Source organism: Tenacibaculum bernardetii (genome assembly GCF_029125915.1).
Taxonomy (GTDB): Bacteria; Bacteroidota; Bacteroidia; order Flavobacteriales; family Flavobacteriaceae; genus Polaribacter; species Polaribacter bernardetii.
Genome location: NZ_JAQJCU010000002.1, coordinates 235,666 through 248,694 on the forward strand (window position 1 = coordinate 235,666; position 13,029 = coordinate 248,694).

The following is a 13,029-nucleotide window of genomic DNA, read 5'->3' on the forward strand; positions in this document are numbered from 1 at the left end:
ATTAATCCCCCAATTATCAATATGAATTTCTTTGTGTGTTACACTGCAAATATCAGCAGAAAAACTAGTTAAATACATAACATTTGTACAGATTGCTTAAAATTTTGTGTCCCTGACAGAAACTACTATTTGTTTGTTAAAAGAGCTACTAATAATTAGGTGAAAATTCTTTTATATTGCTTTTTCTAAAGTAAAAGAAAACTCAGAACCTCTACCGTAATCACTTTTTAGCAAAATAGTTTCGTGATGTGCTTCGATAATATGTTTTACGATAGATAAACCTAATCCTGAACCACCTTGTTCACGAGAACGACTTTGATCTACTCTATAAAAACGTTCGAATAAACGAGAAATATGCTCTTGTTTAATTCCCTCTCCATCATCAATTATTTTAATGATAAATTTATTAGGGTTATAGCTTTCAATACTTATTTTTGTAACACCACCTACTTTACCATATTTTATAGAGTTTACTACTAAATTAATTAAAACCTGCTCTATACGCTCTACATCTCCTTTAACAAAATGAGGAAAATCATATAGTTTATCAAACATTAAAGTAATATTTCTCTTCTTTGCCTTCATTTCAAAAAGATCAAAAACATTCTGAATAAGCTCTAAAATATTAAAGGTTTCTATATTCATTTTCATCCCCTCAGTTTCTAACTTAGCAATCATATCTAAATCTTTAATAATTGAGGTTAATCGCTCTACTCCTTTATTAGCTCTATTTAAATATTTTGTACGTATTTCTTCATCTTCAGCTGCGCCCTCAATCAACGTTAAAATATAACCTTGTACTGTAAAAAGTGGTGTTTTTAACTCGTGAGCTACATTTCCTAAAAAATCTCTTCTAAAACTATCTCTTTGGGTTAATACAGCTATTTCTTCACTTCTTTCCTCAACGTATTTTTGTACACTGTTAGTTAGTGCTTCAACATCTGTTGTTACATTTTTTCTTTCTAAATCGTTAACATCAAGAATAGATATATTTTCATATAATTTTTTTACTCTTTGATATATAAAATATTCGGCTCTGTACTGAATTATAAAAAATGAAATAACAAACATTACAATTCCGAATACAATAACGGCTCCAATACCTAATAAATTAATTAGAAGAAAGTAAGATAGTAATGCTATTACTACTGAAATTGAAGTAGAATATAGTGCTGACCAGAGTGCATATCGGTATGTTTTTTTAATTTTCTTCATTATAAAAAAATAGATTGCTTACTAAGCAATCTATATAATTTTTTTGGTTTATTAATTATTTTTCTTCCTCTAAAACAAACTTATACCCAACTCCTTTCACAGTTTTAAAGAAATCATCTCCTATTTTTTCTCGAAGTTTACGAATGTGAACATCTATAGTTCTTCCTCCTACCACAACTTCATTTCCCCAAACACTATCTAAAATTACTTCTCTTTTAAATACTTTGCCTGGCTTTGATGTTAATAATGATAATAATTCGAATTCTTTTCGTGGTAAAGCTATCTTTTTATCACCTTGAAAAACTACATATTCATCTCTGTTTATAACAATATTGCCAACTTTCGTTGTAGCATCTTTTTCATCTGCTGTTTTTAAACGTCTTAAAAGAGATTTTACTTTACTTACTAATATTTTTGGTTTTACAGGTTTTGTAATATAATCGTCAGCGCCAGCATCAAAACCTGCCATTTGTGAGTAATCTTCTCCACGAGCTGTTAAAAAAGAAATAATTACATTCTCTAAAGATTTAATACTTCTTATTTTTTGACACGCTTCAATACCATCCATCTGAGGCATCATTATATCTAATAAAATTAAATGCGGACTTACTTTTTTTGCCAATTTAACTCCTTCTGCACCGTTGTTGGCTGTAAAAACTTGATACCCTTCTGATTTTAAGTTATATCCTACTATTTCTAAAATATCAGGCTCATCATCAACAAGTAAAATTTTAACATCATTCGTATTCATAGGTCATTTTATATTGTGTTACCCAAAAGTAACTATAATATTATAAATCTTGTACACTACTACTTAACTTAACATTCATTTAATCATTCATAAACCTTTGCTTAAATACTAATGTAACTAACAACTACAAGTTTTTCTTTTATAAGGAGGTTTTGTATCTTTAAAAAAAGAAATAAAAAATGCTAGATAAAATTAACTTACAGGATATCTTGTTTTTAGATATTGAAACGGTTCCTGAAGTAGAATTATTCTCTGATTTATCGGATGAAAAACAAAATTTATATGCTTTAAAAACACAATATCAACGGAAGGATGAAATTAATGTTGAAGATTTTTATTATCGTGCGGGTATATGGGCTGAATTTGGAAAAATAATTTGTATTTCTGTCGGTTATTTCGTTGAAAATAATGGAACAGAACAATTTAGGATTACTTCTTTTTCTTCGGATGATGAAGGCGTTATTTTAAATGATTTTAAAGAATTGCTTGATAAACATTTTAATCAAAATAAACATTTATTATGCGCACATAATGGTAAGGAATTCGATTTTCCGTACATCGCACGCCGAATGATTATCAACCGAATTAACTTGCCTAAAAAACTAAATTTATTTGGTAAAAAACCTTGGGAGGTTCCGCATTTAGACACTTTAGAATTATGGAAATTTGGTGATTACAAACACTACACTTCTTTAAAATTATTAACCTCTATTTTAGGAATTCCTTCACCAAAACAAGATATTGATGGTAGCGAAGTAGCCAATGTGTATTACAAAGAAAAAAACTTACCGCGTATTATTCAGTATTGTGAACGTGATACCGTTGCTGTAGCGCAATTAGTTTTACGATTTTTAAATAAACCAATGCTCACAGAAAAAGCTGTTGTTAAGGTTTAAGTTCTTATTATCTATTTTGATAAAACGCTGTCAATTCGAGTGAATTTTAAGATTGAAATGAGTAAAGTTTGTATCGAGAATAGGACTTTAGCTACATAACGAGTTCTCGATACGATTTTTTGCCAAAAAATCACTCGAACTAACATTCTAAAAACCTAGACTGTTATATACAATTAGTATTGCACTTTTTTAATAAACCAATGCTCGCTAAAACAGCTATTGTTAAGCTTTAGAATTACATCTAGTTTTTATAATAAATCTTATAAAAAAAGACTACTACCCTTCTATTTTCATAGAAAGTTCTAACCAACGTTCTTCTTTAGTTTCTAAATCATCTGATATTTGCTGAAGCTCTATTGATTTATCATTAATTTCCTCGGGTAAAAATTCAGCGTTATTAAATTTACCTTCAATAACTTCTTTCTTCTTTTGCAACCTTTCGATATCTTTTTCAAGTAAACCCCATTCGCGTTTCTCATCAAAACTTAAAGCTACTTTCTTAGCTGTTTTAACAGGCTTTACAACTTCTTTTTTTACTTCTCTTGCTTCTGTTGCCTTAGAATCTTCATAAGCTCTAAAATCAGAGTAATTGCCAGGGAAATTTTCAATTTTTCCTTCTCCTCTAAATACAAATAAGTTATCTACAATTTTATCCATAAAATAACGGTCGTGAGAAACCACCATTAAGTTACCAGGATAATCTAGTAAGAAATTTTCTAATACATTTAGCGTTACAACATCTAAATCGTTGGTAGGCTCATCTAAAATTAAAAAGTTCGGATTCTGAATTAAAACCGCACATAAGTACAAACGTTTTTGTTCTCCTCCACTTAATTTTTCTACAAAATCGTATTGCTTTTTTTTATCAAAAAGAAAGCGCTCTAATAATTGACTTGCAGATATTTTTCGTCCTTTAGATAACGGAATATATTCTCCGAATTCTTTAACTACTTCAATTACTTTTTGTCCTGGTTTTATTTCAATTCCGTTTTGGGTGTAATATCCAAACTTTACAGTTTCTCCTACAGTTACTTTTCCGCCATCTAATTCGATAGCTCCAGTTAACATATTTAAAAAAGAAGATTTACCTGTACCGTTTTTACCTATAATACCAATACGTTCTCCGCGTTTAAAAACATAATCAAAGCCATCTAAAATTACTTTATCATCAAACGATTTTTTCATTTTATGAAGCTCCAAAATTTTGCTCCCTAAACGCTCCATGTTAATTTCTAACTGTACTTCATGCTCGTTACGTCGCTGGTGAGCTTTATCTTTAATTTGATTAAAATCTTCAATACGAGATTTAGATTTTGTAGTACGTGCCTTTGGTTGGCGACGCATCCAATCTAATTCTTTTTTAAATAAACTTTTAGCTTTTCCTAAATTGGTAGCTTCCAGTGCTAAACGTTCTTCTTTATTTTGAAGGTAATATGAGTAATTACCTTTATATTTATATAATTTACCTTCATCTAATTCGATAATCTCATTACACACACGTTCTAAGAAATAACGGTCGTGCGTAACCATAAATAAGGTTATTTTTTCTTTGGCAAAAAAGACTTCTAACCATTCAATCATTTCTAAATCTAAATGGTTAGTAGGTTCATCTAAAATTAATAGATCTGGTTTTTTAATTAGTACGATAGCTAAGGCTAAACGCTTTTTTTGTCCACCAGAAAGTTTCCCTACTTTTAACTGTAAGTTATCTAACTTTAACTTCGATAATATTTGTGTGTATTGCGTTTCAAAATCCCACGCATTATATTGCTCCATTAACTCGAAAGCTTCTTGAAATGCATCTGCATTATCAGGATTTTCTACTGCTTTTTCGTATTGCTTTATTACTGATAAAACTTTGTTATCCGTAGAAAAAATAGTTTCTTCTATCGTTAAGTCTGGATTTAAGTTATCCGCTTGTGATAAATAAGCAATATCAATGTCTTTTCGACTAACCACTTGCCCCGAATCAGATTCATCAACTCCTGCTATAATATTTAAAATAGAGGTTTTACCACTACCGTTTTTAGCAACAAAAGCTATTTTTTGATCTTTATTGATTCCGAAAGAAATATCTTCAAATAATACTTTTTCTCCGTAAGCTTTTGCAATGCCTTCAACCGATAGGTAATTCATATTCTATATTTTATGCAAAGAAACAAAAAACCCGAGCAAATGCTCGGGTTTTATTTATTTAATCGCAAGGAGATAGCTAAGGTTTATATTCCTTAAACTTTCCTCGAAATAAAAAGCTCTATTATTTCTTCATTAATTTAGTTGTTAATGATTTCTGACCATCATTTACTTCTAAAATATACATTCCTGTATTTAAGTTAGACACGTTAATGTTCGAAGAATCTAAACGACCTTTCTGTACAACTCTACCAATTACATTTACAATTTTGTATGTCATATTATCAGCTTTAGAAGCTAATTTAACTTGTACAAAATTTGTAGCTGGATTAGGATATGCCATTAAACTTAAGCTTGCTTCGTTTCCTAAAGCATCTCCTTTTACATCTGTAAAAGTGGTGTTAAAGTTAGATGCTGATGCCGTAATATTTACAGTATAGTCTTCTACTTCACCGTCTGCGAATGTTTCACAAGCCGTTTGTGCTGCATTGTATTTCATTGAAACACGCATTCTTGTTTGACCTAATGTTGCATTAGATGGTACAGCAACTGTTGCTGTTAAGTTATTTGCGCTTGATGATGATCCTGAAACCACTTTCTCGCTATCTGCAAATGTTCCGTCTTGGTTAAAGTCAATCCATACTGCCCAGTGCTCTGTATATGCTGTTCCTGAAAAACCTGCACTTACAATCATTGAGTTTGAACTTCCTTGACCTAATGTTGCTACTTTAGAGGTAAAATCTCCGTAACCACCATTTCCTGCAGTTGCGTTAGTCATTCCTCCTAATTCTACATTATCAATCCACTCATAAGAAGATCTGTTTCCTTTTGATGCACAATAAGAAACTTGGTTTGATAAAGTAGTTACGCTTACAACATTACTTGATGCTGATACATTATCTGCAGCATCTTTTGCTCTTACAGAGAAAGTATATGCCGTTGCTGCTGTTAAACCAGTAATATTTGTAGATGTTCCTGTAGTAGAGCCTAATAAAGTTGCTCCTTGGTAAACATCATACCCAGTTACTGCTACATTATCTGTAGATGCTGACCAGTTTAATGTTAAAGTAGTTTGTGTTACACTTGATGCTGCTAAACTAGCTGGCGCACTTGGTGCAGTAGTATCTGCTTGTGACCCTCCAATTACAACCGTATAATCTTCTACTTCTCCATATTCAAAAGAAGCCTCACATGCTGTTGGTGTTGCATTGTACTTTAATACTACACGCATTCTTGTTTCTCCTGTTGTTGCTGATGTTGGTACGGTAAAAGAGCCAACTACAGGTGTAGTTTTCGATTTTGCTTTTGTGTACACTGTTTCTCCTGCATCAGAGAAATCTCCATCTTGGTTATAATCAATAAATACACCATATCCTTCATCATAAACAGTACCTGTCCATTTTGGAGTAATTGTAATTGTATTAGATACTCCTTTTGCTAAAGTAGTTGAGATTGATGTGAAATCTGAATATCCGTTTCCTCCTGTTGAAGTATTACTTATGGTTCCTAATTCTACTTTCTGAATATATTCATCATTTACACTTGCTCCTTTTGAGGTACAATAAGAAATTGTAATTGCTGGAGTTGTAAAGTTTACAGACGCACTGTAAGCTGAATTCCCTGAAGAACACTTACTGCGTACTTGTACTTCGTATTGTGTAGAAGCTGCTAAACCACTTATTGCTTTTGTAGCTGTAGAAACTGCACTTGTTGACCAAGTAGAAGATGTTGTTGCTTTATATCTTAAATCATATGTTGCACCTGTTACAGCTGCCCAGTTTACTGTTGCATCTGCTGAAGAAACTCCGCTTATAGAAACTCCTGTTGGTACAGTTGCATTACATACAACTGGTGTACCAGTAATACCTGTTACTATTAATGTATAATCTTGGCTACCTCCGGTTAAAGAACCTTTATTTGTAACTGTAATTGTATATGTTCCTGAAGCTCCAGAAACATCTACTCTTTCAAAAGGATCAACATTGTTGTCTCTTTTTGCACTGCTTGTTGCTCCTGTTAATTCATATGGTAAATATGATGTTCCTCCTTTAGTAACTCTTAAATCTAAATCGTTTACTAATACAGGTGTAGTTGAATTTACACTTGAAGTTGCAACCCCTGGTCTATCCGTCCAAGAAATAGATGCTAATAATGGATTAACTCCATCAGCATTTACAGTAATTGTATATGTTTGACCTGATGTTAATGTTAATTCTTCAATCTTAGATGTATTCCCTTTATTTGAAATTGCCTCTGCTGCTTTTTTAGTATGTAATAATCCCCATCCAAAAACTGCATCTGGTCCAGAAACTCCTGCATCATCTGCAGTATGTAGCGCTAAACCTTTTAAGGTAGCTGCTCTCATAAAAGTTCCATTATTTAAGTTTTTGTGGTGCTGTTGTAATAATAACAATGAACCTGTTACGTTAGGCGAAGCCATAGACGTACCTGTAATAGAATTATAAGCGGTGTTACTACTCTCATAAGTTGAGTAAACATTTGTTCCGTTTCCAGTAATATCTGGCTTAATTCTAAAATCATCAGTTGGTCCTTCACTACTAGAGCTATTGATAGAAACAGAAACTAAATTTCCGTTTGAATCAATATTTGCATCTTGTGCATTTGCTACAACTAAGTTATTTTTAGATGTTGAGTGCCCGGTTAATTTATCGAAACCAGAACCTCCTGTTGGATTCGTGTTTGCTGTATTGTCGTTACCGTCGTTACCCGCAGCTACAACCATTAAGTAGTTAGGTGCGTTAAACATAATTTCATCCCATCCTCTAGATTCGTCAATATATCCTCCAAAGTAATTTTGTGGTAATTGAACTTGTCCTTGTTGGTTTCTAGTTGCGTAACCGTATGAGTGATTAGAAATTAACATTCCGTTAGATGCTGCAGAAATTGCTTCTGATTTATCATTGTTCCAGTCACTTCCTCTTACTTTTGAATGTGGTGCCATTCCTTTAGCTTCTGCTCTTACACCAGATGCCATAATAGTTCCTGTTACGTGAGCAGCGTGAAAGTTTAATGTAGAACTACCATCAAAAATAGAAAAACGATTTGTCCCTCCTGCACCATCATACTCTTGGTGAGATGCTCTTGCAAGACCTCCATCCCATACATAAGCAGTCATTCCCTGCCCCATTAAGTTAAGTCCTAGGGATCCTCCAGCATTTAAATGGTTTGCTCTTGTAGATTTTGCTGCAGCTGCATTAGAAGTGGTGTAATATATTGGTTTACCATTTACAACTCTTTGTAATTCAACTAAACTACCATCTTTAGTAGTAAATTTAGTTTTCCAACCTTTTTGTTTTGCAATTTGTTTTGCTTGTTCTTTTTCTGTTTTTGCAATCTTTTGAAAGTTTCCTTTCATTGTTTGAAGTTTTGTCAAATTGTATTTACTACGAATTTGTTGTACTTCACTTTTGTCTTGAGCTTGTGCCTGAAAATTTAATCCAAAGACAACACCAGCCAATACAAGGCCTTTAAGGTACTTGTGATTCATTTTTGAAGGGTTTAAGTTAGTTATTCGTAAATGACTTTATTATTAAAAAATTCTTAATATTTAATCATTAACACCCCAAATATAGTAAAAAAATGAAATATTCGTAATCAAATGATCAAAAAATAAAGATATTAACAAACAAAGGGAATAAAAAAACCATTAAACCCAGTATATTACTGGCTTTAATGGTTTTAAAAAAATAATTAGTGTTTTATACTTCTATTTTTTCATTAATTTAGTTGTTAATGATTTCTGACCATCATTTACTTCTAAAATATACATTCCTGTATTTAAAGTAGATACGTTTATATTAGAAGAATCTAAACGACCTCTTTGTACAACTCTACCAATTACATTTACAATCTTGTAAGTAATGTTATCACTCTTAGATGCTAACTTAACTTGAATATTGTTTATTGCTGGATTAGGATACGCCATTAAGTTTAATGATTTTTCATTTCCTAATGCTTCACCACTTATACCTGAATCAATTGCTCCTGAGTTAGGAGTTGAACCCACAATATTTACAGTATAGTCTTCTACTTCACCGTCTGCAAAAGTTTCACAAGCCGTTTGTGCTGCATTATATTTCATTGAAACACGCATTCTTGTTTGACCTAATGTTGCATTAGATGGTACAGCAACTGTTGCTGTTAAGTTATTTGCGCTTGATGATGATCCTGAAACTACTTTCTCGCTATCTGCAAATGTTCCGTCTTGGTTAAAGTCAATCCATACTGCCCAGTGCTCTGTATATGCTGTACTTGCAAATGCTGCACTTATTACCATTGGGTTTGAACTTCCTTGACCTAATGTTGCTACTTTAGAGGTAAAATCTCCGTAACCTCCATTTCCTGCAGTTGCGTTAGTCATTCCTCCTAATTCTACATTATCAATCCACTCATAAGTAGATCTGTTTCCTTTTGATGCACAATAAGAAACTTGATTTGATAAAGTTGTTACATTTATAACATTACTTGCTGCAGATATATTATCTGCTGCGTCTTTTGCTCTTACAGAAAAAGTATATGCTGTTGCAGCTGTTAAGCCTGTAATATTTGTAGATGTTCCTGCTGTAGAAGTTAATAAAGTTGCTCCTTGGTAAACATCATAACCTGTTACCGCTACATTATCTGTAGATGCCGACCAGTTTAATGTTAAAGTAGTTTGTGTTACACTTGATGCTGCTAAACTAGCTGGTGCACTTGGTGCAGTAGTATCTGCTTGTGCCCCTCCAATTACAACCGTGTAATCTTCTACTTCTCCATATTCAAAAGAAGCTTCACATGCTGTTGGTATTGCGTTATACTTTAATACCACACGCATTCTTGTTTCTCCTGTTGTTGCTGATGTTGGTACTGTAAAAGAACCAACTACTGGTGTAGTTTGTGATGGTGCTTTTGTATAAACTGTTTCACCTGCATCAGAAAAATCTCCATCTTGGTTGTAATCTATAAATACTCCATATCCTTCATTATACTTAGTTCCTGTCCACCTTGGAGTTATAGTGATCGTATTTGATGCTCCTTTTGATAAACTAGTTGAAATTGAAGTGAAATCTGAATACCCATTTCCTCCTGTTGATGTATTACTGATGGTTCCTAATTCTACTTTCTGAATATACTCATCATTTACACTTGCTCCTTTTGAGGTACAATAAGAAATTGTAACTTCTGGAGTTGTAATGTTTAAGACTGAACTTGCAGCTGATTCATTTCCTGCGGCATCTATAGCTTTAACAATAAAAGAATATGCAGTTGTTGCATTTAACCCTGTAACATTATATGTATTACTAGTTGCTGTTCCTATTTTGGTAGTCCCTCTATAAACATCATATCCTACAACACCAACATTATCTGTTGAAATTGTCCAGTTTAAAGTTAAACTAGCATCAGTTACGTTTGATGCTGCTAAGTTCGATGGTATTGTTGGAGCTTCAGTATCAGCAACTGCATTTGCAGTAAATGAACCTGTAAAAACTCCTCTACCATAAGTTGAAGCTATAATTTTATTCTCTGAATTATCTCCACTAACATTATAATAATCGAATGAAGTTACACTAACATCACTCATACCATTATACGCTTGAGACCAAACAGGGTTTGTATCGTTAAAATTAGAAGTAGACCATACCCCTAATTGTGTTGCTAAAATAGCTTCATTTCTATCTAATGGGTTTTGTAAAATATCTCTTACTGGTATGTTTGGTAAATTACCTTCTTTACTCGTCCAGTCATTACCTCCGTTTGAAGTTGCCCAAACACTTGTTACACCGTAATTATGAATTGTAACGAAAATATCGTTTTCTGTTGCTCCTAATCTAACTGATGAAATAGCACCGACAAAAGGTGTATTTATAGCCGCCCAAGTTGCACTTGAATTATTAACATTAGATAATTTTACTAATTTACCATTTGCTAAACCTACAAACCATCTGTTATTCGTAAAAGATGACGGTAAAAATGCTGTTGGTTTTGCATCTAATAAAGCATTTGTTAAAGTACCATTATTATTTGCCGCTACATTAATACTCATAATAGCATTTGCAGAAGCTGTAGATTTATTTGATAATAATCTATTAGCATTACTATCATACCCCATTTGATTTACAAAATCTCCTGTTGCTTGATCACTTGCTAATGTTCCTGAAGAACCTCCTTGTCTTCTTCCTAAACCATTCCATGGTAAATTAAACTTATATATCACATTATTAACATAAGTTGCGATCATATACTGACCATCTTTATCAACAAATGTGTAAAAACCATCACCATCACTTAACTCTGTAGAGCTATTTACTCCTGGAGATGCATTTTTAAATGCTTGTGTACCGTTATCTTGTGCTCCTGCTGTTAATATTAAGTTAGAACTTCCAGGTCCATCAGGTCCAATTCCTGCTTTCACAAACTGAGTTACATTGTAACCTTTATTACGTGCACCAATTGTTCCACCTGCATTACCAGAATAGTAAACTCCACCATCGTTACCAAATAACATTCTAGACGAAGAATTGTTTCCAAAAGCAATTGAATGTTGATCCGCATGTACATTGTTTGGTTGACCAAAGCCACCATACCAGTGAGATAATTGAGACCAAGAGTTCCCACCATTACTTGTCTTAAACAAGTCAATTCCTCCAACATAAACAATGTTATCATTATTAGGGTCTGCTTCAATTACTAAATCATAAAAAGCTTGTCCTCTTGTAAAATCATTAGCAGCAATACCTGTATCGGCATCGTTTGGTAAAGGTGTTGCAGCGACAGAATTAAAACCGTTTGTTGTTTTATATATAAGAACTGGAGCAGCTGATGTTGAACCCTGTGATAAGACATATATTTTATTACCGTTTGTTGCAGATGGCTCTATTTCAACTCTGTTTGCATTTGCTAAAGGAGAAGCTGCAGTTTCTGTCCAAGTAGCACCATTAGTAGAACCATAAACTTTACCACCACCTTCACCTAAGGCAGAATTTATAGTACCCATCCATAATCTATTATCTGCTCCTACTTCTAAATCATTTGGTATATGATAATATGAAACACCGTCTCTTTCTGAACGCATGTTGGCAGATTCAATTCTATTCCATGTTCCTCCATTATCAGTAGAACGATATAAACCTGCTGATTGCAGTCCTAACCAATTTGATGGACTAGCAGCTGCTCCGTAACGAAAAGCACCTACTGCTACAAATAATTCTGTTGATCCTCCATTATCCCAAGCTAAAACATCATTTACATAATGAATTCCTGATACAAATAAATTTGAAGCATTAAAATTAATATCTCCTCCTCCTGCTGCAGGAATATTTAATGCTGTCCATGTAGTACCTCCGTTAATAGTTCTATATACACCATTACCAACAACATCACCTCCTGTATATTGTTCTCCTGTACCTACATACCAAATATTAGAGTTTCTAGGGTCTACTGTTATAGAAGTTACTGATAAATTACCTGGCACATTTTCTACTCTTTGCCATTGTGAATTTGCGCTACTAATATTATTATTAACCCATAAACCTCCACTTACACCACCAGCATAAACTTTATTATTTGAAGTATCATTAGGGTCAAACATAATAACTCTAGTTCTACCTCCTACATTATTTGGGCCTCTTTCTGCCCATGAGTTTCCGCTATCTCCAGGAGATCTTTGAGCCTGTCTTTTTTGTACTAATTCGTTTCTTAATTTATTTAATCCATCTTGTTCTAATTTACCTGTTGATGGATTTATCGTTAATTCCCACATTTGCTCGAAATACCTATTTGGAGGTAAACCAAAATGTTTTCTCTTTTTTTTATCCCATTTTAAAGTTTCCTGATAAGGACTATTCTTTAAAAATTCTGAATACGTTTTTCTCTCTTTTTCAAGAGATAAAGCATTGTTTTCTATAGAAAATTGCTTGTAACCTATTGTCGCAACAAGGGCTACAGAAAAACTTCCAACTAATAATTTTAGCTTTTTGTTCATTCTGAAAGGTTTTATTTGAATTAAAATAGAAAAAACCTGAGCAGGATTTGCTC

Annotated in this window: 6 protein-coding genes; 1 reads left to right on the top strand and 5 read right to left on the bottom strand. The window is 32.9% G+C overall.

Annotated elements, in window-relative coordinates:
* Positions 1-171 precede the first annotated feature (171 nt).
* Positions 172-1,215 (bottom strand): sensor histidine kinase, encoded by a 1,044-nt coding sequence (locus P2G10_RS02745; protein ID WP_218771805.1) that lies wholly within the window; start codon positions 1,213-1,215, stop codon positions 172-174.
* 55 nt (positions 1,216-1,270) lie between these two features.
* Positions 1,271-1,966, bottom strand: a complete 696-nt coding sequence (locus P2G10_RS02750) for a response regulator transcription factor (protein WP_218771806.1) — start codon at positions 1,964-1,966, stop codon at positions 1,271-1,273.
* Between the two features lie 179 nt (positions 1,967-2,145).
* On the opposite strand from P2G10_RS02750, the gene P2G10_RS02755 reads away from it, so the two are divergent.
* Entirely contained in the window at positions 2,146-2,862 is a 717-nt protein-coding gene (locus tag P2G10_RS02755) for a 3'-5' exonuclease (protein WP_275315110.1), read from the top strand.
* 276 nt (positions 2,863-3,138) lie between these two features.
* On the opposite strand, the gene P2G10_RS02760 is transcribed toward P2G10_RS02755, so the two are convergent.
* The 3 genes from P2G10_RS02760 to P2G10_RS02770 form a co-directional block, all read right to left on the bottom strand.
* Positions 3,139-4,998 carry an ABC-F family ATP-binding cassette domain-containing protein gene (locus P2G10_RS02760; protein WP_275315111.1) on the bottom strand — a complete coding sequence of 620 codons (1,860 nt, stop codon included), beginning with the start codon at positions 4,996-4,998 and terminating at the stop codon, positions 3,139-3,141.
* 121 nt (positions 4,999-5,119) lie between these two features.
* Entirely contained in the window at positions 5,120-8,503 is a 3,384-nt protein-coding gene (locus P2G10_RS02765) for a GEVED domain-containing protein (RefSeq protein WP_275315112.1), read from the bottom strand.
* Between the two features lie 219 nt (positions 8,504-8,722).
* On the bottom strand, positions 8,723-12,976 hold the full coding sequence (locus P2G10_RS02770; protein ID WP_275315113.1) for a GEVED domain-containing protein: 4,254 nt from the start codon (positions 12,974-12,976) through the stop codon (positions 8,723-8,725).
* Between the last annotated feature and the right edge of the window lie 53 nt (positions 12,977-13,029).

Bases quoted from the DNA above. Each gene is read 5' to 3' on its own strand.
- P2G10_RS02745 (WP_218771805.1), bottom strand. From the start codon at position 1,215: ATGAAGAAAATTAAAAAAACATACCGATATGCACTCTGGTCAGCACTA.
- P2G10_RS02750 (WP_218771806.1), bottom strand. From the start codon at position 1,966: ATGAATACGAATGATGTTAAAATTTTACTTGTTGATGATGAGCCTGAT.
- P2G10_RS02755 (WP_275315110.1), top strand. From the start codon at position 2,146: ATGCTAGATAAAATTAACTTACAGGATATCTTGTTTTTAGATATTGAA.
- P2G10_RS02760 (WP_275315111.1), bottom strand. From the start codon at position 4,998: ATGAATTACCTATCGGTTGAAGGCATTGCAAAAGCTTACGGAGAAAAA.
- P2G10_RS02765 (WP_275315112.1), bottom strand. From the start codon at position 8,503: ATGAATCACAAGTACCTTAAAGGCCTTGTATTGGCTGGTGTTGTCTTT.
- P2G10_RS02770 (WP_275315113.1), bottom strand. From the start codon at position 12,976: ATGAACAAAAAGCTAAAATTATTAGTTGGAAGTTTTTCTGTAGCCCTT.